Annotated in this window: 24 protein-coding genes, 1 tRNA gene and 1 other RNA gene; 13 read left to right on the forward strand and 13 right to left on the reverse strand. The window is 69.5% G+C overall.

Going from position 1 to position 26355, the window contains the following annotated elements:
• Positions 1 to 84: 84 nt before the first annotated feature.
• Both AC1RS9_RS04490 and aceE read right to left on the reverse strand, forming a co-directional pair.
• Entirely contained in the window at positions 85 to 1383 is a 1299-nt protein-coding gene (locus AC1RS9_RS04490) for a PucR family transcriptional regulator (protein WP_074040720.1), read from the reverse strand.
• 307 nt (positions 1384 to 1690) lie between these two features.
• Positions 1691 to 4453, reverse strand: coding sequence for a pyruvate dehydrogenase (acetyl-transferring), homodimeric type (gene aceE, locus AC1RS9_RS04495; protein WP_115296095.1), 2763 nt, complete (start codon positions 4451 to 4453; stop codon positions 1691 to 1693).
• A gap of 299 nt (positions 4454 to 4752) precedes the next feature.
• Here aceE and AC1RS9_RS04500 point away from each other — a divergent pair, with 299 nt between their 5' ends.
• From AC1RS9_RS04500 to AC1RS9_RS04530, 7 genes are all read left to right on the forward strand, one after another.
• Positions 4753 to 5172, forward strand: coding sequence for a DUF3052 domain-containing protein (locus AC1RS9_RS04500; protein WP_006944308.1), 420 nt, complete (start codon positions 4753 to 4755; stop codon positions 5170 to 5172).
• Between the two features lie 34 nt (positions 5173 to 5206).
• Positions 5207 to 5668: a peroxiredoxin gene (locus AC1RS9_RS04505; protein ID WP_038568635.1), complete on the forward strand. Its 462-nt coding sequence runs from the start codon at positions 5207 to 5209 to the stop codon at positions 5666 to 5668.
• A 103-nt stretch (positions 5669 to 5771) separates the two neighbouring features.
• Positions 5772 to 5844: transfer RNA gene (locus AC1RS9_RS04510), tRNA-Val, on the forward strand.
• A 1-nt stretch (position 5845) separates the two neighbouring features.
• Positions 5846 to 6697: a Nif3-like dinuclear metal center hexameric protein gene (locus AC1RS9_RS04515; RefSeq protein ID WP_115296096.1), complete on the forward strand. Its 852-nt coding sequence runs from the start codon at positions 5846 to 5848 to the stop codon at positions 6695 to 6697.
• The gene (locus AC1RS9_RS04520; protein ID WP_006944179.1) at positions 6694 to 7431 is read left to right on the forward strand and encodes a zinc ribbon domain-containing protein; all 738 of its coding nucleotides are present in this window, start codon (positions 6694 to 6696) and stop codon (positions 7429 to 7431) included. Before AC1RS9_RS04515 ends, AC1RS9_RS04520 begins: the two co-directional genes overlap by 4 nt.
• Before the next feature lie 96 nt (positions 7432 to 7527).
• Positions 7528 to 8772 carry a bifunctional RNase H/acid phosphatase gene (locus AC1RS9_RS04525; protein WP_006944214.1) on the forward strand — a complete coding sequence of 415 codons (1245 nt, stop codon included), beginning with the start codon at positions 7528 to 7530 and terminating at the stop codon, positions 8770 to 8772.
• 127 nt (positions 8773 to 8899) lie between these two features.
• On the forward strand, positions 8900 to 10099 hold the full coding sequence (locus AC1RS9_RS04530) for an O-succinylhomoserine sulfhydrylase (protein WP_006944272.1): 1200 nt from the start codon (positions 8900 to 8902) through the stop codon (positions 10097 to 10099).
• A 67-nt stretch (positions 10100 to 10166) separates the two neighbouring features.
• Here the strand turns inward: AC1RS9_RS04530 and AC1RS9_RS04535 are convergent, their stop codons facing one another.
• The gene (locus AC1RS9_RS04535; RefSeq protein WP_492920625.1) at positions 10167 to 11285 is read right to left on the reverse strand and encodes an ArsB/NhaD family transporter; all 1119 of its coding nucleotides are present in this window, start codon (positions 11283 to 11285) and stop codon (positions 10167 to 10169) included.
• A 36-nt stretch (positions 11286 to 11321) separates the two neighbouring features.
• Entirely contained in the window at positions 11322 to 12068 is a 747-nt protein-coding gene (locus tag AC1RS9_RS04540; RefSeq protein WP_040014418.1) for a YaaA family protein, read from the reverse strand.
• 137 nt (positions 12069 to 12205) lie between these two features.
• Here AC1RS9_RS04540 and AC1RS9_RS04545 point away from each other — a divergent pair, with 137 nt between their 5' ends.
• Positions 12206 to 13687: an RNB domain-containing ribonuclease gene (locus AC1RS9_RS04545; protein WP_006944174.1), complete on the forward strand. Its 1482-nt coding sequence runs from the start codon at positions 12206 to 12208 to the stop codon at positions 13685 to 13687.
• Between the two features lie 148 nt (positions 13688 to 13835).
• Positions 13836 to 14206, forward strand: an RNA gene (gene rnpB / locus AC1RS9_RS04550) — RNase P RNA component class A.
• 92 nt (positions 14207 to 14298) lie between these two features.
• On the opposite strand, the gene AC1RS9_RS04555 is transcribed toward rnpB, so the two are convergent.
• The gene (locus AC1RS9_RS04555; protein WP_006944181.1) at positions 14299 to 14436 is read right to left on the reverse strand and encodes a hypothetical protein; all 138 of its coding nucleotides are present in this window, start codon (positions 14434 to 14436) and stop codon (positions 14299 to 14301) included.
• Between the two features lie 96 nt (positions 14437 to 14532).
• Here AC1RS9_RS04555 and AC1RS9_RS04560 point away from each other — a divergent pair, with 96 nt between their 5' ends.
• Positions 14533 to 15777, forward strand: a complete 1245-nt coding sequence (locus tag AC1RS9_RS04560) for an MFS transporter (RefSeq protein WP_006944282.1) — start codon at positions 14533 to 14535, stop codon at positions 15775 to 15777.
• Positions 15778 to 15831: 54 nt separating this feature from the next.
• On the opposite strand, the gene AC1RS9_RS04565 is transcribed toward AC1RS9_RS04560, so the two are convergent.
• Positions 15832 to 17292 (reverse strand): GuaB1 family IMP dehydrogenase-related protein, encoded by a 1461-nt coding sequence (locus AC1RS9_RS04565; RefSeq protein ID WP_038568609.1) that lies wholly within the window; start codon positions 17290 to 17292, stop codon positions 15832 to 15834.
• Positions 17293 to 17479: 187 nt separating this feature from the next.
• Between AC1RS9_RS04565 and AC1RS9_RS04570 the strand changes: the two genes are divergently transcribed.
• Entirely contained in the window at positions 17480 to 18136 is a 657-nt protein-coding gene (locus AC1RS9_RS04570; protein ID WP_006944258.1) for an MBL fold metallo-hydrolase, read from the forward strand.
• A 284-nt stretch (positions 18137 to 18420) separates the two neighbouring features.
• Positions 18421 to 19614 carry a lipid II:glycine glycyltransferase FemX gene (locus AC1RS9_RS04575; protein ID WP_473956447.1) on the forward strand — a complete coding sequence of 398 codons (1194 nt, stop codon included), beginning with the start codon at positions 18421 to 18423 and terminating at the stop codon, positions 19612 to 19614.
• 507 nt (positions 19615 to 20121) lie between these two features.
• Here the strand turns inward: AC1RS9_RS04575 and AC1RS9_RS04580 are convergent.
• The 7 genes from AC1RS9_RS04580 to map all read right to left on the reverse strand — a co-directional run bounded on the left by AC1RS9_RS04580 (position 20122) and on the right by map (position 25985).
• The gene (locus tag AC1RS9_RS04580) at positions 20122 to 20571 is read right to left on the reverse strand and encodes a hypothetical protein (protein ID WP_473956449.1); all 450 of its coding nucleotides are present in this window, start codon (positions 20569 to 20571) and stop codon (positions 20122 to 20124) included.
• A complete protein-coding gene (locus AC1RS9_RS04585; RefSeq protein ID WP_473956451.1) occupies positions 20523 to 21089 on the reverse strand; it encodes a hypothetical protein in 567 nt (188 codons plus the stop codon). Before AC1RS9_RS04585 ends, AC1RS9_RS04580 begins: the two co-directional genes overlap by 49 nt.
• A gap of 287 nt (positions 21090 to 21376) precedes the next feature.
• Positions 21377 to 22171, reverse strand: a complete 795-nt coding sequence (locus AC1RS9_RS04590) for a class I SAM-dependent methyltransferase (protein ID WP_473956453.1) — start codon at positions 22169 to 22171, stop codon at positions 21377 to 21379.
• Positions 22168 to 22896, reverse strand: a complete 729-nt coding sequence (locus tag AC1RS9_RS04595; RefSeq protein WP_051805948.1) for a 4a-hydroxytetrahydrobiopterin dehydratase — start codon at positions 22894 to 22896, stop codon at positions 22168 to 22170. Before AC1RS9_RS04595 ends, AC1RS9_RS04590 begins: the two co-directional genes overlap by 4 nt.
• 214 nt (positions 22897 to 23110) lie before the next feature.
• A complete protein-coding gene (locus AC1RS9_RS04600) occupies positions 23111 to 23722 on the reverse strand; it encodes an Lrp/AsnC family transcriptional regulator (RefSeq protein WP_144707428.1) in 612 nt (203 codons plus the stop codon).
• A 467-nt stretch (positions 23723 to 24189) separates the two neighbouring features.
• Complete coding sequence (ppgK, locus tag AC1RS9_RS04605; protein ID WP_006944296.1) at positions 24190 to 24954, reverse strand: polyphosphate--glucose phosphotransferase; 765 nt, start codon at positions 24952 to 24954, stop codon at positions 24190 to 24192.
• Between the two features lie 143 nt (positions 24955 to 25097).
• The gene (map, locus tag AC1RS9_RS04610) at positions 25098 to 25985 is read right to left on the reverse strand and encodes a type I methionyl aminopeptidase (RefSeq protein WP_136788027.1); all 888 of its coding nucleotides are present in this window, start codon (positions 25983 to 25985) and stop codon (positions 25098 to 25100) included.
• 81 nt (positions 25986 to 26066) lie between these two features.
• Here map and AC1RS9_RS04615 point away from each other — a divergent pair, with 81 nt between their 5' ends.
• Positions 26067 to 26246 (forward strand): hypothetical protein, encoded by a 180-nt coding sequence (locus AC1RS9_RS04615; protein ID WP_006944217.1) that lies wholly within the window; start codon positions 26067 to 26069, stop codon positions 26244 to 26246.
• Positions 26247 to 26355 lie beyond the last annotated feature (109 nt).

Consider the following 26355-nt stretch of genomic DNA (forward strand, 5'->3'; position numbering starts at 1 on the left):
CCCTCAACCTTGCCCTGGAGGTGGTGGGCGAGGCGACGAGCGGGCCGACGAACTTCGCCGGTGTGATTTGTAGGAAACCTCCAATCACACCTGGCTGGGTTGCTCCCGTGCGGCGCGGGAGGCGTCCGGCCGGGTGCGCGGGCGGGACCGAGCTGCGTCGAGGTCGGCGTACATGAGGCCCAGTCGGATGGCGAAGGCGTCCTCGGGGCAGGTGAGGTCGTAACCGGTGAGGTCGTGGGTGCGCCCCAGGCGGTAGCGCACGGTGTTCGCATGGACGAACAACTCGCGCGCCGTGGCCTCCAGCGAGCCGAGACGGATGTAGGCGCGCGCCGTCTCGCGCATGACCGAATCGGGCTGGAGCGCGGCCGTCACCCGTGCGGCGAGCGCGCGGCGTGCCTTGTCGTCACCGGAGACGGCGCGTGCGGCGAGCAGGTCGTCGCTGTGCACCGGGCGGCGGCAGGAGGTGGCCGCCGGCGCGGCGTCGTAGCCGCGCAGCGCGTCCCGTGCAGAGCGGCCCGCCGCATAGAGGTGCGGCACGCGGGGCCCGCACACGAGGGGGCCGTCGCCGAAGTGGTCGGCGAGCAGTCGCGCCGCGGCGAGCGGGTCGGCGTGCGGGGCGGCCTGAGACGACGTGCTTGCTGCATTGCCTGACGATGTGCCGCTGCGTGGCGTCGCGAGGGTGGCCGCGTCGAGCCCGCCGACGACGGCGATCATCCGCCGTCCTTCGACGGAGACGAGGATCTCGAGCCCGGCATGACGCGCGGCGCGTCGTAGTGGGTCGACGACGCTCGTCTGGCTGCCGAGAGGGCTCGCGCCGACGACGACGGTGACGCCGCGCACCTCGGCCCAGCCGAGGGCATTGACGCGGGAGCCGAGCGTCTCGTCGGGTTCGCCGCGCACGACGGCGTCGACGACGAGCGACTCGAGGCGTGCATCCCACGCGCCGCGCGATTCCGCGGCGCGCGCGTAGACGTGGGCGGCGCCGAACGCGACCTCACGGGAGTAGCGCAGGACAGCTTCGCGCACGGCCGCGCGTTCGTCGGCCCGCGCGAGGGCGGGTGCTTCGTCCTCGACGATCTCGATGACGGTGCGCAGCAGGTCGAGGGTCTGTTCGAGGCTGATACTGCGCGTCAGTTCGCTTGGTGCGTCGGCGAACACGTCGATGGCGCCGGCGCCTTCGACGTGCGGGTTCTCGAGCCACGACAGGAACGACGTGATGCCGCCGTGCGCGATGACGCCGATCCAGCTGCGATCCTCGGCGCTGAGCGCGGCGAACCAGGCGTGGTCGGCTTCGACGCGCGCCGCGGCCGACGTCGCCATCGCCCCGACGCCGCGGCGCATCGCCGTCAGAGATTCACGCGAGGGCACCCTGGGTTCCGCCATGCCCGTCACCGTAACCGAGCCTTGTGGGAACCCACGAGTAGCAACGACACCGGTCGGCCGACCGACCCCGGAAAGCACGAAGCCGTGCGCACTCACGGACGGTGAGTGCGCACGGCCAACGTGCGATGCAGGGGACGTGGACGCGCCCCCGTGGCGGTGTCGCACCTCGGGCCGGGAGAGCTTGCGACTCCGGACCGATGGAAGACGCCGCGAGGGAATCGTCAGGCTTCTCCGCGCACCATTTGGCGCAGAAGCCCGACGGGCAGAACCGTCGCCCAGTTCTGCCCGTCGCTGTTCGCATTGCCCGTCAGGCTTCTCCGCCGGCGTTGCCGGAGGTGCCGGCCTTGACGTTGAGCAGCTCGTACTTCTCGGCTGCCTGACGCGGGATCGACGGGTCGAGTTCGCCGCGGTCGGCGAGCGACTGCAGGGCGCGCACCGCCATCGACGGGCCGTCGATGTGGAGGAAGCGTCGTGCTGCAGCTCGCGTGTCGGAGAAGCCGAATCCGTCGGCGCCCAGCGAGTGGAATTCGCCGGGCACGTACTGGCGGATCTGGTCGTGCACCTGGCGCATCGAGTCGCTCGTCGCGATGACGGGACCGGGTGCGTCCTTGAGGCGCGACGTGATGAACGGCTCGCGGCGCTCGTCCTCGGGGTGGAGGAAGTTGTGCTCGTCGGCCTCGAGGCCGTCACGGCGCAATTCGTTCCACGACGTCACGGACCAGACGTCGGCGACGACGCCCCAGTCCTCCTTGAGTAGTTCCTGTGCCTCGAGGGCCCAGGCGACTCCGACGCCGGAGGCGAGCAGCTGCACGCGGCGCGCGTCGTCGCCGAGGCCGTCGAACGAGCCGTCCTTGAGCTTGTAGATGCCGCGCTTGATACCTTCGACGTCGACGTTCTCGGGCTCGGCCGGCTGCACGATCGGCTCGTTGTAGACGGTCAGGTAGTAGATGACGTTCTCGGCGTTCTCGCCGTACATCTTCTCCAGGCCGTCCTGCACGATGTGCGCGATCTCGTAGCCGTAGGCCGGGTCGTAGGAGCGGATGGCGGGGTTCGTCGCGGCGAGCACGTGGCTGTGACCGTCGGCGTGCTGCAGACCCTCACCCGTCAGCGTCGTACGGCCCGCGGTGGCGCCGATGAGGAAACCCTTGGCCATCTGGTCGGCGGCCGCCCAGATCGAGTCACCAGTGCGCTGGAAGCCGAACATCGAGTAGAAGACGTAGACCGGCACCATCGGGATGTCGTTCGTCTCGTACGCGGCGCCGACGGCGGTGAACGCCGCGACGGAGCCGGCCTCGTTGATGCCGAGGTGCAACAGCTGGCCCTGCGGGCTCTCCTTGTACGCGAGCATGAGCTCGGCATCGACGGAGCGGTAGTGCTGCCCGTGCGGGTTGTAGATCTTCGCCGTCGGGAAGAACGCGTCCATGCCGAACGTGCGCGCCTCGTCGGGGATGATCGGCACGATGTGCTTGCCGAACTCCTTGTCGCGCATCAGCTCCTTGAGGATGCGGACGAACGCCATCGTCGTCGCGACCTCCTGCTTGCCGGAGCCCTTCTTCGCGATCTTGTACGCCTCGTCACCGGGCAACGGCAGCTGCGAGCTGCGGCCCTTGCGCGACGGCAGCCCACCGCCGAGCTTCGCGCGACGCTCGAGCAGGTACTTGATCGCCGGGTCGTCGTTGCCGGGGTGGTAGTACGGCGGACGGTACGGGTCCTTCTCGAGCTGCTCGTCGCTGATCGGGATGTCGAGCGAGTCGCGGAACTGCTTGAGGTCCTCGAGCGTCATCTTCTTCATCTGGTGCGTCGCGTTGCGGCCCGCGAAGTGCGTGCCGAGGCTGTAGCCCTTGATGGTGTGCGCGAGGATGACCGTCGGCTGGCCCGTGTGCTCCATCGCAGCCTTGTAGGCGGCGTACACCTTGCGGTAGTCGTGGCCACCTCGCTTGAGCTTCCACCACAGGTCGTCGTCGGACCAGTTCTCGACCATCTTCGCCGTGCGCGGGTCCTGACCGAAGAAGTACTCGCGGACGTAGGCACCGTCATTGGCGCGGATCGTCTGGTAGTCGCCGTCACGCGTCTTGTTCATGATGTTCACGAGCGCACCGTCACGATCCTGGGCGAGCAGAGGATCCCAGCCGCGGCCCCACAGCACCTTGATGACGTTCCAGCCGGCGCCGCGGAAGAATGCCTCGAGCTCCTGCACGATCTTGCCGTTGCCGCGCACGGGGCCGTCGAGACGCTGCAGGTTGCAGTTGACGACGAACGTGAGGTTGTCGAGGCCCTCGTTGGCGGCCCACTGCAGGGCGCCACGCGACTCGACCTCGTCCATCTCGCCGTCACCGAGGAAGGCCCAGACGTGCTGGTCGGACGTGTCCTTGAGGCCGCGGTCGTTGAGGTAGCGGTTGACCATCGCCTGGTAGATGGCGTTCATCGGGCCGATGCCCATGGAGACGGTCGGGAACTCCCAGAACTCCGGCATGTTGCGCGGGTGCGGGTAGCTCGGCAGGCCGGCGGACTCACCGTCGATGAAGTGGCTCTTCTCCTGACGGAAGCCGTCGAGCTGCTCCTCGGTCAGGCGGCCCTCGAGGTAGGCGCGCGAGTAGATGCCGGGGGAGGCGTGGCCCTGGATGAAGACCTGGTCACCGCCGCCCGGGTGGTCCTTGCCGCGGAAGAAGTGGTTGAAGCCGACCTCGTAGAGCGTCGCGGCGGAGGCGTACGTCGAGATGTGGCCGCCCACGCCGATGTCGGGGCGTTGCGCGCGGTGCACCATGACGGCGGCGTTCCAGCGGATCCAGGCGCGGTACTTGCGCTCCATCTCCTCATCGCCGGGGAACCACGGCTCGGCCTCGGGGCCGATCGTGTTGATGTAGTCGGTCGCAGTCAGCGACGGCACGCCGATCTGCTGCTCGCGGGCGCGCTCCAGCAGCTTGAGCATGACGTAGCGGGCACGGTTGCGTCCGGCTTCGTCGACGAGGCCGTCGAGCGAGTCGAGCCACTCCTGCGTCTCGTCGGGATCGATGTCCGGCAACTGACTGGGAATGCCATTCAGGATCGGGCCGGCTTCCTCAAGCGACACTTAGGTCACGTCCTCTCGTCCACTGCGTCGGCGCTACCTGGCACGCGCCACATGCTCCCATCCTGCCCCCCGTGAGCACCCTGCGCGAAACCGGGACGGGGTTACTCGTGGGTACTCGGTTTGGCGGGCGGGACGAGGGGTTTCGAGGCTCATCAGGCCAGGGCGACCGGGCCCACGAGACGGTCGTCATGAGGGCGCCTTCTTGCAATGCGCGAGACAACCTTGTGGACTACCCTTCGAACAAGGCTGCATCCACCCGGCGTGGTCGCAGCGTCCAGAACAGAAAGTGAGCACAGCACGTGAACCAGACCGCAGGGGCACATCCGGCGGCCAAGATCGGCTTCTCCGCGGACGACATCGTCATGGAGATCGGTTGGGACGACGACGTCGACGAGTCGTGGCGCGAAGCCATTGAGGAGATCGTCGGCTCCGAGATCGAGGACGAGACGTACGACGGCGTCGTCGACTCCGTCCTCGTGTGGTTCCGTGACGGCGACGGCGACCTCACCGACGACGTCGTCGACGCGCTCGCCACGCTGGAGGACAAGGGGTTCGTCCTCCTCATGACGCCGAAGGCCGGCTCGGATCTTGCGATCGACGCCGCGGACGTGCAGGAAGCTGCGACGACCGCCGGTCTCAAGGCCAGCTCGACCTTCAAGGTCGGCGACGACTGGATCGGCACGAAGCTCGTCCAGGGTGGCGCGGCGAAGCAGCGCTGAGCGCGGCCGCCGCACGAGACGAAGAGGGAGTGACATGAGCGGTCTCGAGGTGGGTGCTGCGGCGCCCGATTTCACGCTCAGGAACCAGTTCGGTGAGGACGTGACATTGTCCGGCCTCGTCGCCGAGCGCCCGACGCTGCTCGTCTTCTACCCCTTCGCGTTCTCCGGCATCTGCACGGGGGAGCTGTGCCACATCCGCGACAACCTGCCCCGCTACGACGGTGACGCGATGCAGGTCGTCGGCATCAGCTGCGATGCGATGTTCACGCAGCGCGCGTGGGCGGACGCCGAGGGCTTCGACTTCCCACTGCTCAGCGACTTCTGGCCGCACGGCGCGATCGCGCGCGCCTACGGCGTCTTCGACGACGAGCGCGGGTTCGCCGTGCGCGGCACCTTCCTCATCGACGCGTCGATGACGGTGCTCTGGTCGCTCATCAACGGCCCCGGCGAGGCGCGCGACTTCTCGCCCGCCCTCGAGGTGGCCGAGAACCTGTGACGCGGCGCGGCGTCGTGGCGCCGCCCCTCGATGACGCCGAACTCGACGTGGCCACGCGGCGGGTAGGATTCAGCTGCATCCGCGCCGTCTCGGCGCGCGCTCAGGGCCTCTAGCTCAGCTGGTAGAGCAACGCGTTTACACCGCGTCGGTCGTCGGTTCGATCCCGGCGGGGCCCACATGAACAACTCCACCACGACCCTCGCGGACGTCACGCGAATCCTCGACGGCTTCTACCCGCCGTCGACGGCTCAGTCGTGGGATGCCGTCGGCCTCGTCACCGGCGACCCGGAGCAGCCGATCGAACGTGTCCTGTTCGCCGTCGACCCGGCGATGAGCGTCATCGACGAAGCCGTCACCGGCGGTTACGACCTGCTCGTCACGCATCACCCGCTGCTCATGCGTGGGGTCAAGTCGGTCGCGACGACGTCAGGCAAGGGGCGCGCGGTGACAGCGCTCGTCGTCGGCGACGTCGCCCTGTACGCGGCGCATACGAACGCCGACGTGGCCACACCCGGCGTCAACGACGCGCTCGCGGCCGCATGCGGCCTGCAGGACGTCGAACCCCTGGTCGAGAGCGAGGGGCAGCCGCTGGGCCGCGTCGGTGAGCTGCCTCAGAGCATGACGCTGCGCGCCTTCTGCGAAAGCCTCGCCGCGGCGCTACCACCCGCCCCCGTCGGCCTGCGCGTCAGCGGAGAGGCCGAGGCGAGCGTCCAGCGCGTCGCGGTGCTCGGCGGCGCCGGTGACGGCGAGTTCGGCGCGGCACGACGCGCGGGGGCGGACGTCTACGTCACCGCCGACCTGCGTCATCATCCCGCCATCGAGGCGCGCGAGGAGGACGACCCGGCGGCGCCGATGTTCCTCGTCGACGCCGGACACTGGGCTACCGAATGGTTGTGGCTGCAGCACGCCTGCGAGCGTCTCGTGAAGGCCGTGCGCGAGAGCGGCGGCGACATCGAGGTGCACGTCTCGACGACGTGCACCGACCCCTGGAATTTCCTCGTGCCCACCAATGAAGGAGAGATGCAGTGAAGGCAGAACTTCAGCAGCAGTGGAGGCTGCTCGACCTGCAGAAGCTCGACACCCGCCTCGACCAGATCGATCACCGTCTCGCGAACCTGCCGCAGGCGAAGGAGCTCGCGGAGCTGACGAAGAAGGCGGACACCGCGACGGAGGAGATGATTCTCGCGCAGACGGCCGTCATGGACGTCGAGCGTGAGATCGCGCGCAGCGAGGCCGACGTGCAGCAGGTGCGCGACCGCATGGCCCGCAACGAGAAGCGCCTCGCCTCGGGTGAGGGCAGCGCGAAGGATCTGCAGGCGCTGCAGCACGAGACGGACACGCTCGCTCGCCGTCAGGTCGTCCTCGAGGACGCCGAGCTCGAGATCATGGAGCGCGCCGAGGGCCTGCGCGAGCGGCTGACCGCGTTCACGACGGTCGCTGACGAGGCCGAGGCCAAGGTCAAGCAGCTCAAGGCGGAGATGGGCGAGGCAGCCAAGGAGCTCGAGACCGAGCGCGCCGAGGTGCAGCGCAAGCGCGACGACATGGCCCCGTCGTTCGCCGCCGACCTGCTCGCGGAATACGACGGCATCCGGGCCCGCAGCGGTGTCGCCGCGGCGGCGCTGCACGGTCGTCGCTGCCTCGGTTGCGGCCTCGAACTCAACCACTCGGATCTGCAGCGCATTCGCTCGAGCGCCGCCGACCAGGTCGTCTACTGCGACGAGTGCGGACGCATCCTCGTGCGCACGGCCGAATCCGACCTCTGACCGGGCAGAGAGTACAGCGCTCGGCGCGTCGCCTCGCGGTGACGGCGCCGGGCGCTGTTCGTCGTCCGAAATGCCTGTGGGCGAAGGAGATTCATCATGACGCGACGTCTCATCGTCGAAGCTGACGGCGGTTCGCGCGGCAACCCCGGCGTCGCCGGGTACGGCAGCCTCGTGCGCGACGCGGACACCGGTGCGCTGCTCGCCGAACGCGCCGCGCCGCTCGGCAAGGAGTCGAACAACGTCGCCGAGTACACCGGCCTCATCGAGGGGCTGCGGGCCGTCGTCGATCATGCCCCGGGCGCTGCCGTGACGGTGCGGATGGACTCGAAGCTCGTCGTCGAGCAGATGTCGGGCCGCTGGAAGATCAAGCATGAGGACATGAAACGCCTCGCCGCCGAGGCCCAGGCGCTCGCGGCGGAGATCTCGAGCGCGGGCGGCGCCGTCACGTACGAGTGGATCCCGCGTGCCAAGAACAAGGACGCCGACAAGCTGTCCAACGACGGCATGGACGGCGTCACCGTGCGACGCGACACATGGGGTGACGACGTCGAGCGCGCGTCGCAGGGTGGTGGTGGCGAGCGCACTGACGGTGCTGGTGCTGACGTGGACGGCGCCAGTAGCGCGGGCGCGGGTGCGGGCGACCCGAACGGTGGGGGCGAAGTGGGCGGCGAGGTCGTCGTTGAGCCCGACGAGAAGCCGAGGGGGCCGGCGGATCTCGGACGGCCGACGCGCATCGTCCTCGTGCGCCACGGCGTCACCGACTTCACGACGAGGGGGCTGCTCGACGGTCGCGGTGGCGCGGACCCGTCGCTCAGCACCGAGGGTCGCGATCAGGCACGCCGCGTCGCGGGCGCGCTCGACGGGCTCGTCGGTGACAGCGACGTGCACGTCGTGACGTCGTCGCTCGCCCGTGGGGTCGAGACAGGCACGCTGATCGCCGAACGTCTCGGGGTGACGCCGCGGGTCGACGCCGACTGGGACGAGCAGGCCTTCGGCGAGTGGGACGGGTTGTCGTTCAAGGAGATCCGCGCCAAGGACGCGGCGGGACTGTCGAAGCTGCGTCACGAACCGACTCACCGCGCGCCGGGCGGCGAGACGCGCGACGAGCTCGACGAGCGCGTCGCTGCAGCCCTCGGTCGGGCGGTGGAACGCGGCGGTGTCGTCATCATCGTGACGCACCGCATCGTCATCATGTCGGTGCTCGCCAAGGTGCTCGATCTGAGCATGGACGGCGCGTGGCGCGTTGCGGCGGCCCCGGCGTCGCTGACCGGCATCGAGGTGTGGCGCGACGGCAACGCGCAGGTCGCGTTCACGAACGACACGCATCACCTGCGGGGCTGACAGAGCCTCAGAGCCTCCGATGCAGGCGTCAAGGGGCGTGCGCCGGCGTCCAAGGCGGGTCGTCCGGTGCGCGGACGATCATCCATCCTGTGTGGCGAGCGGCGCCGAAGATCCATAAGTTGCAGTTATGGATATTCAGCGCGGGCAAGAAGACTGGCGACCCGACACCCTCGCGGTGCGCAGCGGCCTCGCGCGCAGCGGTTTCGAGGAGACGGCGGAGGCGCTGTACCTGACGTCGGGGTTCGTCTACGACTCCGCCGAGGCCGCCGAGGCCGCGTTCTCGGGTGAGAGCGACCGGTTCGTCTACAGCCGATACGGCAACCCGACAACGGCGATGCTGCAGGAGCGGCTCGCCGCTCTCGAGGGAGCCGAGGCGTGCACGGCGACGGCGTCCGGCATGTCGGCGGTGTTCACGGCCCTGGCCGCGCTGCTGGGGGCGGGCGACCGCGTCGTCGCCTCACGCGGGTTGTTCGGCTCGTGCTTCGTCATCCTCGACGAGATCCTGCCGCGCTGGGGCGTCGAGACGGTCTTCGTCGACGGGCCTGACCTCGAACAGTGGCGCCAGGCGCTGTCGCAGCCGACGACGGCGGTGTTCTTCGAGTCGCCGAGCAACCCGATGCAGGAACTCGTCGACATGCGCGCCGTCAGCGACCTCGCCCATGCGGCCGGGGCGCAGGTCGTCGTCGACAACGTCTTCGGCACGCCTGTGTTCAGCCGGCCGCTCGACCACGGCGCCGACGTCGTCGTCTACTCCGCGACCAAGCACATCGACGGGCAGGGACGCGTGCTCGGTGGCGCCATCCTCGGCAGGCGCGAGTTCATCGACGGGCCGGTGCAGAACCTCGTGCGCCACACCGGCCCGACGATGTCGGCGTTCAACGCGTGGGTGCTGCTCAAGGGCCTGGAGACGCTGCGGCTACGCGTCGAGGCGCAGGCGGCGACAGCGCTGACGCTGGCCGAGGTGCTCGAGGCACATCCGAAGGTGTCACGTGTCGTGCATCCGTTCCTCGTCTCGCACCCGCAGCACGAGCTCGCGAAACGTCAGATGAGCGGTGGCGGCTCGGTCGTGACGTTCCAGATCGACGGTGACAAGGCGGAGGCGTTCGCCCTGATGAACGCGCTGCGCATCGTCGACATCTCCAACAATCTCGGCGATTCCAAGTCGATGATCACCCACCCCGCGACGACGACGCATCGTCGGATGGGTGCCGACGCGCGGGCCGCGATCGGCATCACGGACGGCACACTGCGCCTGTCGGTCGGGCTCGAGGATGCGGGTGATCTGGTCGACGACGTCCGTCAGGCGCTGCAGGTCGCTCTCGGCTGACGGGGGTCGCCGGCGCCATGCGTCATGCTTTTGGGGCCAGCAGGTCAAGCAGCTACGGGCCAGTAGCTCATCGCGTCAGGGCGAGGACGGCAAGAGCCGCGGCGGTCGTGATGAACGTCGTCGATCCGGTGAGCAGCAGGTGACGGCGCCAGGACACGGTGACGCCCTCGCGGCGCAGGCGCTCGCGCCACAGCAGCGTCGCCACCGACCCCCACCACGTCAGCCCACTTGCGACGTTGGCGCCGATGAGCAGGGCGAGCACACGCGTCGCGTCGTGGGCGGCGGGTTCGAGGGCGAGGTAGGCGGGCAGGTTGTTCGTCGCGTTGGCGAGGCCCGCGCCACTGAGCGTGAGGGCCCAGGCGGGCGCGTCGTCGAGCGTCCGGACGAGCGGGTCGAGCGCGCCGGACCCATGCAGCACCGCGACGGCGACGAACAGGGCCGTCGTGATGAGCAGGCTGCGCCACGGCAGGGTGATCTCGCGGAGACGCTCAGGGGTGAGCAGTGCGAGAGCGAGGACGCAGCACAGCGCCGCGACGCCGGCCGTCATCCACGGTTCGACGACGAGGATCGCCGCGCACATGAGCAGGGTGATGACGGCGACGCTTCGACGCGCGGATCTTTGCTGCGGCAGTGGTGCTGACGCCGATGTGTCATCGGGCGCCGTGGTGCACGGTGATTGCCGCCCGGGGCGATCGTGCCCGTCGAATGGCCGGAATGCGGGGCGCCAGATGACGGCGGCGCACAGGAGCGGCACGAGCGTCGTCGTCAGTGCGACGGGCCACGCCAGCGCGAGGAAGCCGAGGCTGCTCGTGGTGTCCAGGTGCCCGCGCGCCAGCAGGTTGGTGAGATTGGAGACGGGCAGCCACAGCGAGGCCATGTTCGCGAGCCACAGCGTCGGGAAGGCGAACATCGCGACCGGCGCCCGCAGTCGACGCGCGACGACGACGGCCGCGCTCGTCATGAGCACGGCAGTCGTGTCGAGGCCGAGCAGGGCGGTGACGACGCCGGTGGTGAGCAGGAACAGCAGCCACGTCGCGGGCACGTGACCGCGCCCCACAGTGACGAGACGCCGGGCCAGGTCGTCGAAGACGCCTGCGGCGGAGCAGCATTCGGCGACGATCGTCAGCGCCAGAAGAAACGCGAGAACGCCCGGCACCCGGGCGAGCAAGTCGAGCGCTTCATGCATGAGAACACCGCGTCGTGCACCTGGTGTGGGCAGTCGTCATCGGGCCGTGGCGTCGAGGATCCACGGTTTCGTCGCGCTCTTGGGCGCGGTGAGGGCGACGTCGAACGTCTCGGCGAGCTGCTCGGCGAGGGCTGCCGGCGTGCGCGGGTCACGCGGGTCGGTGACGAGGGCGCGCGTGACGAGGCCACGCGTGTGCTTCGCCATGTGAGTCGCCCCGGGCACCCGGATGTGCACCCAGCGTTTCGCAAGGTCGCCGGATGGCGCCCACGACGCGGCGTACGTCGATGATCGACAGTCGATGACGAGGCCGCGCCCGGCGGCCTCGGTCAAGGGCGCGTCGAGCAGTGGCTTCCAGAAGCTCGCGAGCGGGCCGATGCCCGGCAGGTTGACGGCCATCGACAGCCGGTAGGGAGCGACCGCGTCGCGCAGACGCACGGCTCCGTAGAGGGCGGAGGAGATGACGACGCGCCGCCCGGCACGTGTCTTGTCCGCCCCGGTGAGCGAGGCGAGATCGAGCGCGTCGTAGAGCACGCCGGTGTAGAGCGACGACGCGGGCAGGGCGGGTGCCGTCGTCAGGCGCGTGTTGCGGGCGATGTCGTCGGTGAGGTTGGGGGAGACGCCGAGGGCGGACGCAGCGTCGGGGCGAGCGCTCACCGCCGTCAGGGCGTTGATGACATTGCGGCGCGCGTCGTTCAGTTCGGGGTTGCTCAGCGAGTCGAGGTTCATGGCGCGCCCGCGGGCACGCGTCGCCTTGGTCTCCGACGGCGGCAGAAGGATGATCACCGGCACAGGGTAGTGGGCGAGGCGCTCGGTCACCCGCCGGCGCTGAGTCGCTCGCTTTCGCGCGCGGTGGGGGCAGCCGCGTCGCGTGCCGGTGTGGAACGGGCCATGCCGAGGCGCTCGCCGCGTAGGCTCGGGCCATGCCGAGCACACGCATCCTGCTGCAGAACACCGACGCCTCCGGCGAGCTCGCGCGCTCGTTCGAGGCCCTGCGCGCCGAGAACGAGCTGGCCACCGACTACCCGGCCGACGCCGTGGCCGACGCTCTCGACGCGCTCGCGCACGTCGAGAAACCGGAGCGCGACGAAACGTCCGTGCCGTTCTTCACGATCGACCCGGCCGGTTCGATGGACCTCGATCAGGCCATGCACCTGGAGCGTGACGGCGACGGTTTCCACGTGCGCTACGCCATCGCGGATGTGCCGCTGTACGTGCGTCCCGGCGGCGCTCTCGACGCCGAGACGCGCCGTCGTGGGCAGACGATCTACATGCCCGACATGCGGATTCCGTTGCACCCCGAGGAACTCAGTGAAGGTGCGGCGAGCCTGCTCGAGGGGCAGATCTGCTCGGCGTTCGTGTGGGACATGCATCTCGACGCACGCGGCGAGGTGACGTCGGCGAGTTTGTACCGCGCGCAGGTCCGCAGCGTCGAACGGCTCGACTACACGCAGGTGCAGGGGAATGTCGATGGCGGGGGCGCGACGGGCGGCGCCGTCGACGAGCGCTTCGCGCTGCTGCGTCAGATCGGTGAGTTACGCGCGCAGCTGGAGATCGAGCGTGGTGGCGCGTCGCTGCCGATGCCCGAGCAGGAGGTGAGCGAGCCGAGCCCCGGCGACTACGAGGTGCACTTCCGCCCACCCGTACCGAGCGAGGACTGGAACGCGCAGATTTCCCTCATGACGGGCATGGTGGCGGCGCGGATGATGCTCGACGCCGGCATCGGCATCCTGCGCACTATGCCGAAGGCCGACGAGCGCGACGTCGCGCGGTTCCGCCTGCAGGCGAAAGCGCTAGGCGTGGCATGGGCCGAGGACCAGACGTACGGCGCGTTCCTGCGCTCCCTCGATCGTGATGACCCGCACCATCTCGCGCTCGTCCACGAGGCCGTCGGGCTGTTCCGCGGTGCCGCGTACACGCCGTTCGACCGCGACAACCCGGCCATCGCGACGCCCGAGATCACCGAGCAGGCCGCCGTCGCGGCGCCGTACGCGCACGTCACTGCGCCGCTGCGGCGGCTCGTCGACCGCTTCGGGCTCGTCATCTGCGAGGCCGTCTCCAACGGACGCGAGGTACCGGCTTGGGCGCGCGAGGCGCTCGTCGAGCTGCCCGAGATCATGAAGCGCACCGACTCGCTGGCGCGCAAGATCGACCGCGCGTGCGTCGACCGCGTCGAGGCGGCCGCGCTGTCGTCCGACGTCGGGGAGACGTTCGCGGCGTTCGTCGTCGAGGACGGAGACCACGGCCACGGCAAGGGCGAGCCGACGATCCAGCTCGTCGACCACGCCGTTGTCGCGACGGTGAAGGTCGGTGACGCTGCGGCCCCTGCGCTCGGTGAGGCGTGTGAGGTGACGTTGACGGGCGCCGACATCGCGACGGGGAAGCTGACGTTCGCCCTCGCGTGAGGTACTGACGCCTCGCTGCGTCACATCGTGCTGGGTGCGTCAGGCGTGACCGACTCGGGCGGCATCATGTGACGCAGCTGGGTCGTCGCCCGTCATGGGCCGGTCGGATGCGTCGGCACCCGCAGGCAAAGGTAAGCTTGCGCGCGGATGAGTCGGCCGGGCGGTCGCGTCGAGAGTTCGCTCTCGCCGAGGAAAGTCCGGGCTCCACAGGGCAGGGTGATGGCTAACAGCCACCCGGGGCGACCCGCGGGAAAGTGCCACAGAGAACAGACCGCCACGCTCATGAGCGCGGCAAGGGTGAAACGGTGGTGCAAGAGACCACCAGCGCCCCAGGCGACTGGGGCGGCTCGGTAAACCCCACCCGGAGCAAGATCAGACAGCATGCGTCGAAGCGGCCCGCTGAGCATGTGGGTAGATCGCTCGAGCCCTGCAGCAATGCAGGGCCTAGATGGATGATCGCCGAAGCGATGCCAGCAATGGCGCGCGGAACACAACCCGGCTTATAGGCCGACTCATCCCCCGAACATCGCGGGCGCCAGCCCGCAACAGCAGGCCGGAAGGCGCCATCCGGCAGGAGTGGCGCCTTCCTGCCTGTCGCGATCGTGGGGCCGTCAGTGCGTCGCCGCGCTGCTGCACATGTTGAGCAGCAGCGTGAGCACGATCGAGGCGATGACCGAGAACAGGATCATGCCGAGACACCCGGGCAGGCCCCCGACGGGACGGATCTGGACGCGAGGACGTTCGTTCATGGCCTGAAAAGTACACGGTGAGCGCACGGGGCGCTCCCACCCCCAGGGGTGCCCCGTTTGCTTCACCGCCCGTCCCACATCGACGATACTGGCGCGATGACGACACGCATGACGGCCGTGCTCACCGGGCAGGTGCTCAGCTGGCTGGGTGATGCCTTCCAGGTGGTGGCATTGCCCGTGGCGATCGTCGTGGCGGGCGGTAGCGCCGGGCAGATGGCCGCGGCCATCACCGCGACGACGGTGGCACGCCTCGTGTTCACGTTGTTCGGTGGGGTCTGGGCGGATCGGGTGCAGCCACGCATCGTCATGGCCGCCTCGGACGCGGTGCGCGCAGCGTGCGGGCTCGTCCTCGCCTGCTGCTTCTGGGCCGGCGCATGGTCGACGCCGGTCATCGTCGGATGCGCCTTCGTCACCGCGGCTGCCGGTGCGTTCTACGGGCCTGCGTTCATGACGTGGCGGCGCGCCGTGGTGCCGGCGGGGGCGCGTCGGCGCACGAACGGGACCATCACGAGCCTGCGTCAGCTCATGCTCATGTTGGGCCCGGTGCTCGGGGCAGCCGTCGTCGGGTTCGCCGGCGCGGGAGTCGGCTTCGCCGTCAACGCGGCGACGTTCGTCGTCTCCCTGGGGGCGGTGCTCGTCTGGGCGGGTCAGGTCGACACGACGGCGAGCGAGCTCACGGAAGCGGGCGAGGGCACCGAAGTGGATGAGAGCTTCGGCGAGCAACTCGTCGCCGGGTGGCGCGCGGTGCGCTCGCGCTCGTGGCTGCTCTTCGGCTTGCTCGCGGCCGGTTTCTACCACATCGGCAACGGCGCGATCCTCGTGCTGGCACCCTTGCTCGTCGCCAGAGAGGCGGGTGGCGCCCACGCCGTCGGCATCGTCGCCGCCGCCGAGGGGCTCGGTGGGTTTGTCGGCGCAGCTCTCGGGTCGCGCATCCACCTGCGACGTCCGCTCTTCAGCGGGTGGGCGCCGCTGCTGCTCATGCCGTTGTGGGCCTTCAGCTTCGCGGTCTTTCACTCGGTGTGGCCGATCGCGGTGCTCGCCGCCGTCGGATACGCGGGTCTGCTCTTCTACGACGTGCATTGGGAGACGGCCATTCAGCAGGCTGTGCCCGGCGAGCTGCAGGGCCGCGTGCATTCCTGGGACATCCTCATGTCCTTCGTCGCGCTACCGCTCGGTTCGGTGCTCGCCGCACCCCTTGCCCAGACGTTCGGCGCCCGCCAGGTCATTGCCGTCGCCGCGTGCTTCCTTCTCATCGCGAGTGTCGTGCCCTTGTTCATCCGCAGCATGCGCGAGTTCACCCTCGAACCGTCGCAGACGGACCAGCCCGCCCCATCCCGGTGACGCATCGTGTGCTCGATGCGGCCCGGGTGAGGCCGGCCTGCGCAGGCTCCGCCGTCACCAACTCGTGTGGCGCGGGCGCCCTTCGTCGTAGCCCGAGGCGCTCTGCACACCCACGCGGGCACGTTCGTGGAACTCGTCGATCGTCTTTGCGCCCGCGTAGGTGAACGAGCTGCGCACGCCGGCGATGATCGAGTCCATGAGGTCTTCGACACCCGGCCGCTGCGGGTCGAGGTACATGCGCGAGGACGAGATGCCCTCCTCGAACAGCGCCGAACGTGCACGCTCGAACGCACCCTGCGATGACGTGCGGCCACGCACGGCACGAGCCGACGCCATGCCGAACGACTCCTTGTAGAGGCGCCCGTCGGCGTCGCGGTTGAGGTCGCCGGGCGACTCCCAGGTGCCAGCGAACCACGACCCGATCATGACGCTCGCGCCCCCGGCCGCGAGGGCGAGCGCGACGTCACGCGGATACTTGACGCCGCCGTCAGCCCAGACGTGAGCGCCGAGTTCGCGCGCGGCGGCTGCGCATTCGAGCACCGCGCTGAACTGCGGGCGCCCGACACCCGTCATCATGCGGGTCGTGCACATCGCTCCCGGCCCGACGCCGACCTTCACGATATCGGCGCCCGCTTCGACGAGGTCACGGGCACCGTCGGCAGTGACGACGTTGCCCGCCGCGATGGGGATGCGGCGCCCCGAGGACGTCTCGTGAGCGTCACGGGCTGCCCGCACGACGCCGAGCGCGTCGATCATCTTCTCCTGATGCCCGTGGGCGGTGTCGACGACGAGGACGTCGGCACCCGATTCGAGCATCGTCGTCGCCTTGCCCTCGACGTCACCGTTGATGCCGATGGCGACGCCGATCGACAGCTTGCCGTCGGGGTCGAGCGCGGGGGAGTAGATCGTGGAGCGCAGGATGCCGCGTTTCGTCAGGACACCGACGAGGGCGCCGCCCGCCTCGACGACGACGGCGATGTCGCGGTGCGTACGCTCGAGCAGGTCGAACGTGTCGTGCAGGTCGGCTCCGGATTCCACGGTCGTGATGTCGCGCGTCATGACGTCGGCGATGACGCTGAAGCGGTCGACCTCGAGGCAGTGCGCCTCGCTCACGAGGCCGAGGGGGCGGCGGTCGTCGCCGATGACGACGGCGACGCGGTGTGCGCGTTTGCCGAGCAGCGCGAGCACGTCGCTGACGGGGGCGTCCGGCGCGATCGTCACCGGCGTCTCGTAGGTCGGGTGGCTCGCCTTCACTTGCCGGATGGTCTCCTGAACGGCTGCGATCGGAATGTCCTGCGGCAGGACGGCGACCGCGCCGCGCCGGGCGACCGTCTCGGCCATGCGGCGACCCGAGATCGCCGTCATGTTTGCGACGACGAGCGGGATCGTCGTGCCGACCCCGTCGTTCGTCGTGAGGTCGACATCGAGACGGCTCGTGACGCGCGAGCGCGACGGCACCATGAAGACGTCGTTGTACGTGAGGTCGTAGGCCGTTTTTCCGGTGATGAGTTCCACGTCACTCACCCTAGGCTGACGCGCCGACAACCGCGGAATTGCGGGGTCTTTCTTGTTCGAGGCGGCCTTCGCCCGAATGCCCGAACGGATGCCTGCCCGGCGTCGTGTGGGGCCGGCAGCTGGCCACACGGCCCGCCGCGACCGTCCCGAGCAGACGCGGGGGCGGCGGCGGGCCTACGGTTGAGGCATGAAGCTCACGCATCACGGTCACTCCTGTATCGAACTCGACGCCGGCGGCGTTCGCGTGCTGTTCGACCCCGGCACGTTCAGCTCGTTCGACGACGTCAAGGGCGTCGACGCGATCGTCGTCACGCACCAGCACGCCGACCATCTCGACCCCGACGCCATCGACAGCCTGCGGGCCGAGAACCCTGATGCGGTGTGGTTCGCCGAGCCGCAGACGGCACAGTTGCTCGCGGACAAGGGCGTCGAGGCCACCGCGACGAAGGCCGGCGAGACGTACGACGTCGCGGGCGTCACGCTCGAGGGCGTCGGTTCGACGCACGCCGAGATCCACCCCTACATCCCGCGCGTCGGCAACGTAGGCATCGTCGTGAGCGCGCCGGGTGAGCCGCGCGTCTTCCATCCCGGTGACTCGCTCGAGGGGCGCCCCGAGAACATCGATCTTCTGTGCGTGCCGCTCGCCGCGCCGTGGTCGGCCGTCAAGGAGACCATTGCCTTCGTCCGCGCCGTCGCGCCGCAGCACGTCGTGCCGATCCACGACCAGATCATCGCCCCCGCCGCGCGCGGCATCTTCCTCAACCACGTCGCCGACTTCGGCCGCGACGGCGGCGTCGACGTCATCGACGTGCCCGTCGGCGACAGCGTCGAATTGTCCGCTTGACCCGCCCGGGATGACGCGGGTGGTGCGATCGGCGGCAGGCCGCTTCAGTGCTGCCAATGACGCCGTGTGCGGACACGTGCTGAATGAATGGGAGCGGCTAGCTGGTCTCCCGGCAGCGCTGGGCGGGGGGATCAGGCTGCCGTCGCACGAGAGTGCAGCCGACGGCGCCCGCTCGGTGGGATAGTCCCCGGCGAGTGCCCGAGAGGCGTGGCCGCCGACGCGACGTGTCGCGGCCGGGGCGTCGGGCTTTGTGGGGTGTTGGCGCCTGCCGATAACCTGGGCGCATGACGCTCTCGGTGACTTCGTGCCACGACCGCGACGAGTGGAATGCCCTCGTCAACTCCTCCGGCGGCCACCCGCTGCAGTTGTGGGGTTGGGGCGAGCTGAAGTCGCAGTACGAGTGGTCGGCCGACCGCGTCGTCGTGCGTGACGGTGACGACGTCGTCGGCTCGGCGCAGGTGTTGCTGCGCCGCCTGCCGGCCCCGTTCAAGTCGCTCGCCTACGTGCCGCGTGGCCCGCAGGCCGCCGAGGCAGACCGCGCGCGCGTCGTCGCGGCGCTCGCGCAGTACGTCAAGAACACGCACGGCCCGATCGGCCTGACGATCGAGCCCGACTGGGAGGCGCCGTTCGCGCCGCTCGAGAAGGGCGCGTCCGACGACGAGATCGCGTCCCTCGTCGCCCGGCCGACGTCCGGGTGGCTCGCCGAAGTCGAGGCTGCGGGGTACGTGCGCAGTGACAACACGGGGCTCATCCCGCACACGCTGATCGTCGACGTCACTCGTGACGAGGACACGATCATGAAGGAGCTGAGCAGCTCCACCCGTCAGAACGTGCGCAAGTCGTTCAAGGCCGAGAACGCCCGGTTCGGTCTTGTCACCGAGCAGGCCGATCTAGATCAGGTGCTCGCGATCAACAAGGAGACGGCGAAGCGCGCGAACTTCGCCGTGCACTCCGACCTCTACCACGAGCAGATCCGCGACTTCATGGGCCCCGCCTCGCAGCTCATCGCGGCGTGGGAGGGCGACGAGGTCGTCGCGTTCGTGTGGCTCGTGGTCTCCGGCAAGACCGCGTTCGAGCTGTACGGCGGCGTCAGCCCGCGTGGCATGAAGCTGCGCCTCAACTACGGCCTCAAGTTCTGGGCGATGACGCACGTCAAGGCGCAGGGCGTCGAACGCTATGACTTCAACGGGCTCCTCAATGACGGCATCAGCGACTTCAAGCGCCAGTTCGCCAAGCACGAGGACATGCTCGTCGGCACGTACGACAAGTCGCTCTCGCCGATGTTCCCCGTTTTCGCGACGGCCCTGCCCGTGGTGCGCTCGACGCTCAAGCGCGGCGTGCCCGCGGCGAAGAAGACGGCTGTCTCGCTCAAGAACGACCCCAAGGGGACGCTCGTCGGCGCCGCCGCGGGCGCCCGCTCCAAGGCATCTGACGTTCGCGCCAAGCGCGCTGACGCAGCGTGGCACCGACTCGGCTGACGCTGACCTGACCCGCGACGACCCGCCTGATGTCCCATCGGGCGGGTCGTGGGTTTTCGAGGTGTGGCGAGCGGGAGTTCGCGCGGCGGTCGACTGCCCGTTCTGCGCGTGCCTTTTCGGCGCGGCCGAACGCCGCCGCTCGTTGCCGGTCGTCGGGGCTGGCCGCGGCGGGGGCCAGCTGGCTGACCCTCGCGTCGGACGGCGAGAAGCGCTCGTTCGGCTCAGTTCACTGATTCGGCGCCTGCCGGCGATCGTCATCACGGCAACCGGCATTGGCTGACTGACTTCCTCGGCGCGTACGACGGCGGTTGCCGCCGAGCGACTTGTCGACTTGTGTGCCCTGCCACGCCGCTTCCGCTCGACCCACCTCGAGGCCGAACGGCGACGTCGCCACCGTCTGCCCAGAAGCCTCAAGATCGCCTGCCGGGCGTTGCCGCTGATTTCGCGAGGCCGTCCACCACGATGCGGGAAGCGGCGAAGCCTCGCGCGCGCGATTCCCGCGGCCCGCTATGCCGCGTGGAAGCGCGGCGCGGCCTTTTCGATGTGACAGCCCGGGTAGGTGAGCCACAGGTGGAGTGTCGTGCTGACGCGGTTGTTCTCCAGTGCGAGGTCGAGAAGCGCCTTGACGCGCAGCGATCCGGCCGGGGGAGCCGCTCCGGGCGGGCTGTTCTCGCGCAACGACTGCGCGTGTTCCTCGATGACGGCGTTGAGCGCCACCGCGTCGCCCGTGCCGAGGGTGACGTGCAGTTGCGTCAACGCGTCGAAATCGAGGTGCGGAGTGAACCAGACGGCGTGTTCACGTGCGGTCTCATCAGGGTCGCGCGGTTTCGCGAGACCCTGCCGGTGGAGCAGGGTGAGCGCCCGCGCACGTGCCGCGTCGGCTCCGAGGCGGTGGGCGCCGGCCTTCGTCAGGTCGGCCTCGATGCCGGACGCGACCTCGGGCTCGAGGTGCTGCACCTCGTGCACGATGGCGCGCACCGCAGGCATGCGCGCGTCACCGTGTGCAGCTGCGCGAGCAACCGCGGGTGGCGGCTGCGTAGCGCGGCGACGTCATCGGACATCGCAGCGACCGTGCCGGGCTGCATCCCGAGCACCGCAGCGAGGTGGGCGGGGGCGAACTCGCCTGGCGCGAGCGAGTACGACTCGTCAGCACGTGCGAAGCGTTCGAACTCAAGATGATCCTGAGCCCGCACCGTGTCGTGATGAGCATGCGCGGTGAGGTCGACGACGGTCTGCGCCAACCGGGTGACCTTGCGCGCCGCCTCTGTCGCTCGCTCGAGGTCGCGGCGGGTCGCCGCGAGGGTTGCGCACTGGTCGTCGAGGGTCACGCCGTCGTCCGCATCGGACGTCAGCGCGGAACCGCTTGCGAGCGCCCGGTCTGCTACCACGCGCGTCAGTGCCTGCCATGTCTCGACGAGTTCGTCGCCGGGCAGGCAGGTGAGCGCCCCGAGGCTCTCCCGCACGATGCTGCCCATGCCGCATTATCGCACATATGTTCGAATGGTGGAGATTGTTGCACGCCGGGTTGACCGGTCGAAGCCGGGCTGGTCCGTACCTTTGCGAGAAACCCCCAGCGGATCGGCTGCCCCTCGCCAGCTATGGTGCCGTGCAGCGACCCCAGCGATGCCGAGCGCAGCGGGCCTGTGACTGAGTCAACGTCCGCTGTCGCGCACCGTCGGTCACGGGATGGCCCGTCCCGCCGCCGACCCCATTGCGCCGAGGAAACGCCACGCGTCATCGCACGGTCAGGCCCACCGGAGGTTCACGAAATGCGCCCGGTCGCCAGCACGGCGCGAGCATCGAAGGTCAGCGTCCCCTCGGCACTCATCGTGCGGGCCGTCTCGAAGAAGAGCTCCCGCATCCGGGCCCTCACCTCGGGTGATTGAGCAAGGTACGTCATGCCCGGCGTCGCCACGCCGGCCGTGATGCCCGCCCACAGGTCCTCGGGCGTCACCGTCCACGTCCAGTTGATGTCGGTGGATCGGACATCGTCGAGCCCCGCCGCGGCGAAGAGGGAACCGAGGCCCCGGCGGGTTCGCTCGAAGTCCTGATCGGCAGGTAGGGACTGGTCAGGCAGCGGCGTCAGATCGGGGCAGGAGAGCACCTCGCGGAGCAAGGGGCCGAACCCTGCGCCACCGGCGGGCCAGATCGTCGCCGCCACGATCCCGTCACGACGGCAGACGCGGGACAGCTCGCGCATCGACGCGCACGGTGCCTCGACGTGATTGATGACGAAATTGGCCGTCACGATGTCGAAGCTGCCGGAGCAGAAAGGGAGTTCAGGCAGCGCTGCTTTCAGAGTGGCCACGTGGGGTGCCGAAGAGCGGGTGAGTTCGCACATCGTCGCGTCCGCGTCGCACGCGACGACCGCACGACCGGTCTCTGACGCGGCAGCGGCCAAGCGACCGTCGCCGCACCCGACGTCGAGATGGCGCACGACGTCGTCGCTGTGGCCGCGCTGGTCATTCGTTGCGGCGAGGAGCGGCCCGGTGGCGCCCGCGCAAGCCCGTGCAAACGATCGGCGGTAGCCCTCCGCGACGTCGGCCCAGTCCCTCATCGCCCGGCGGGCGTGCAGATGCAGTGACGGTTGCCGTCAGCGTCCTCGACGACCCAGAACGACGGGGCGTGGGCGTCGCTGACGAGGCGGCCGCCGGCATCGAGAACGGCTGCCAGCCGCTGCTCGGCGGCCTCCGCCGCCACCCAGACGTCGAAGTGCCAACGCTGCTCGTGATCCGTCGGCGGGAGCTGGGAATCGTCGGCCGCATCGCCATCGGGGGAGTCCGCATCATCCGGTGCCTGCCACCACACCGTCGGCGTCTGGCCGCTCGGGTCGACGGGCTCACCGTCACGCAGCGGCGCAGCGAAGAGCGCCGAGTAGAAGGGAGCGACCTCGTCCGCGTGTGCAGTGTCGAGCCCCGGATCGATCTGGGTGAGACCGGCCACGTCCGGTTCGAGGCCCAGGTGCGCCGCGTGCTCGGCGCTCAACCTCGCCATCCGTAGATCGCGGCTCGTGATGCCGCGGACGTCATGGCTGACGAGGCTGACGATGACGTCCCCGTACGTCAGGGTGACGTCGGGATGGTGATCCCACCGTTCCGCCGACTCGCCGATGAGGTTCACGAGCCGCAACCCCGTCGCGAAGTCGCCCGTGCGGTAGCGCGCCCGCAGTGACCCCATGATCTGCGCCCACCCGGCCGGGGCCTGCGCGGCCACCTCCGCTGCCGTCAGGGTGCGCATCGGATCGGGCCGCCCGCCGGGACGCTGCGTCATGTCGTCGCTCATGGCTCCAGTCGACCACACCCGCGCCCGTGCTGGGAGCGTGTCGGTCGCCTCGGTTCCGCCGTGCCCAGCACCGCGGGCGACTGCGTGAGGTGCAGCGTCGGCTCCCACGCTTGACCGCCGGAACTGCTAGCAGCTCCTCGAGCACGTGGCTCGGTTCCACACCGCGATGCGCCTCACGCACCCACGACGTCGTCGCCCGCCCCGTCCCGCCGCCTCACCCCCGCCGGTCGCGCGCAGACGTCGGTTCGTCGATGCCTTCGCGCAACAGCGGGTCGATACGGTAGGGGATGACGCGGCGCAGGTAGACGCTCGTGCGGGTTCGAGTGACGCCGGGGCACAGGCGGATCTCCTCGCTGACGCGATAGAGGTCGTCAGGGTCGCGCGCGACGACGCGCACGAGCAGGTCCGTCTCGCCGGCCGGCGCGAAGCACTCGAGCACCTCGGGGATTTGCGCCAACCCGTCGATCGCGCCCGAGATGTCGTGCTGATCCAGCTCGACCGCCACCATCGCGCTCATGGGCCGTCCGAGCGTCGCCGGGTCGACGCGCGCACTGTTGAGTCGCAGGATGCCGCGCTCGCGAAACCGCTCCAGCCGCGCGTGCACCGTGCCGCGCGCCAGGCCGCAACGCTGCGCGAGCGCCATCGTCGTCATACGCGGGTCCTCGTCGAGAGCGAGCAGGAGCAGCCGATCCGTCTCGTCGAGCTGCGGCGGTGAGGTCGGGCGCGGCGACCCAGATGACGTCGCGGTCGCGGACGTCGTCGCCGTGCGTGGCCCCGTGTCTGTTTGTCGAGCTGCGCCGCGTCGGGCGGGGGAGCGTCGATCCATGATCATCCTCGTTCCAGTCGTGACGCGTGCTCAGCGCACCGCATCCATGGCCTGAAGCACAGTGCAGTGCGCTGCCCCGCGCAGGTCGCACGAGCAGTTCACGCCCACCCGAGCCTGACGCTGGAAGGGCCCGGTGCCTGCCAACCTGGGCGTCGTGGCCAAGCAACGACGCATGACGCCCCGCCACCTTGATCATAATGACCAATCAAGGCGGTGGGTGTTGCGCAGCATGATCGACATTGCAAGAGTTGAGGCATCGCGTTCGACGCGCTCACCACCCCGAGTGCGCGAACCGGCAGGTGACTCGGAGCCCCACCACGGCCCGAACAGCCGCGCACCACCACCCTGGGTGAGCACGCCACGAAGCGACCGAGGCCGGCTCCCGCACACTGCGGGAAGCCGGCCTCGTCGTCATCGGGCGAGTTCTCGGGCGCGCCTGGTCGCAGGTGACGGCCGAGCAGTGGCCGCTACTTCACGTGCCGATCGTGCGCGAGGCGCGCTGCACCGACGATGCCGGCGGCGTTCTCGAGCTTGGCGGGCACGATGGGCGTGCGGATGTCGAGCAGTGGCAGGAACTTCTCGGCCTTCTTCGACACGCCACCGCCGACGACGAACAGGTCGGGCCACAGCAGGTTCTCCAGCGAGGTGTAGTACTTCGTGAGTCGCTTGGCCCACTTGCCGTACGACAGTTCCTCGCGCTCCTTCGCCGAGTGAGCGGCCCGCGTCTCGGCGTCGTGGCCCTCGACCTCGATGTGGCCGAGCTCAGAGTTCGGTACGAGCACACCGTCGTTGATGACGGCGGTGCCGATGCCGGTGCCGAGCGTCGTGACGAGCACGAGCCCGTCCGTGTCCTTCGCCGCGCCGTAGAAGTTCTCTGCAATGCCGGCCGCGTCGGCGTCGTTGACCACGAGCACGTCGCGCCCGATATGCGCCGAGATGAGCTCTTCGGCGTTCGTCCCGATCCACGCCTTGTCGATGTTCGCGGCCGTACGCACGACGCCGTGCTGCACGACGCCGGGAATCGTCACGCCGATCGGTTCGTCGCCGATCATGTCGGCGAAGTGCTCGACGATCTGGGCGATGACGTCCGCGACAGCGTCAGGCGAGGCACCCGCGGGCGTCTCGAAACGGATGCGCTCCGAAGCGAACGCGCCCTTGTCGAGGTCGACGGGGGCACCCTTGATGCCGGTTCCGCCGACGTCGATGCCGAGGGGATAGGACGTGCGGGTCATGCTCGGGCTCCTTGATCAACTGCAGGGGAATCGCACTGCACGGGACGGGGCCACCGACATCTCGCGTGCGGCGACGAACTCGTCGACAGCCTAACCGCGCGGCCCGTCAGCCCTCGTGCGCAGGCGCTGGGCCTGCAGGAACGTCAGTCGAGGCTGGTGAGGATCTGCGGGCCCGTCTCGGTGATGACGAGGGTGTTCTCGAACTGCGCCGAACGCGAGCCGTCGGCCGTCACGACCGTCCAGCCGTCGTCCCAGGTCGGGGCCGACTCGCCCGAACCCAGGTTGAGCATGGGCTCGACCGTGAAGACCATGCCCACCTCGATGACGTCGTCGTAGTGGGGCGCCGCGTCGTAATGCGGGATGATGAGGCCGTTGTGGAACTCGGTGCCGATGCCGTGGCCCGTGTAGTCACGCACGACGCCGTAGCCGAACCGCTTCGCGTACTGCTCGATGACACGGCCGATGACGTTGACCTGCCGCCCCGGCTTCGCGGCGCGGATGCCGCGCATCATCGCCTCCTTCGTGCGTTCGACGAGCAGGCGCGACTCGTCGTCGACGTCGCCGCACAGGTATGTCGCGCAGTTGTCGCCGTGCACGCCGTCCTTGTAGGCCGTGACGTCGAGCTTCACGATGTCGCCGTCCTCGAGCACCGTCGAGTCGGGGATGCCGTGGCAGATGACCTCGTTGACGCTCGTGCACAGCGACTTCGGGAAGCCGAGGTAGTCGAGCGTCGAGGGGTAGGCGCCGTGGTCGAGCATGTACTCGTGGGCGATGCGGTCGAGCTCGTCGGTCGTGACACCGGGGGCTACGGCCTTGCCCGCCTCCTCCATCGCGCCCGCGGCGATGCGCCCGGCGACGCGCAGGCGTTCGATCGTCTCCGCGTCCTTGACGTACGACTCGAAGCCCTCGCGCGCCTCGTCGCGCCCGACGTACTCGGGGCGGGCGATCTTCTGAGGCACGCTGCGGCGCGGGCTGATCGTGCCCGCGGTGATCGTGCGGCCGGACGTGGTCGTGGAGCGCGTCGTCGTCATAGGGTTGAGTCTAGAGGCCGGGTCCGACAGGGCTCGGCGCCCGCACAAGACGCGCCCGCAGGCGCGAGGAGGTGAGCCGTCATGGCCTACTGGTACAACGTCAACACCGGTGCCGTGGAGCAGGGGGAGGAGACCAACGCCAAGAGCGACATGCTCGGCCCCTACGCCACCGAGGCCGCGGCGCGCGACGCCATCGAATCCGCGCACAAGCGCAGCGAGGAGTGGGACGCTGAAGAGCGTCGTTTCAACGGCGACGACTGACGCACCCATCCACGCGCGACGGGCCGCATCCCACGAGGGATGCGGCCCGTCGTCATGATCTGGCGCGGCGTGATGCGGCTGATCCGACGCGCGCATCTGGCCAGGAATG

Source organism: Dermacoccus sp. MPR-E5 (assembly GCF_058809565.1).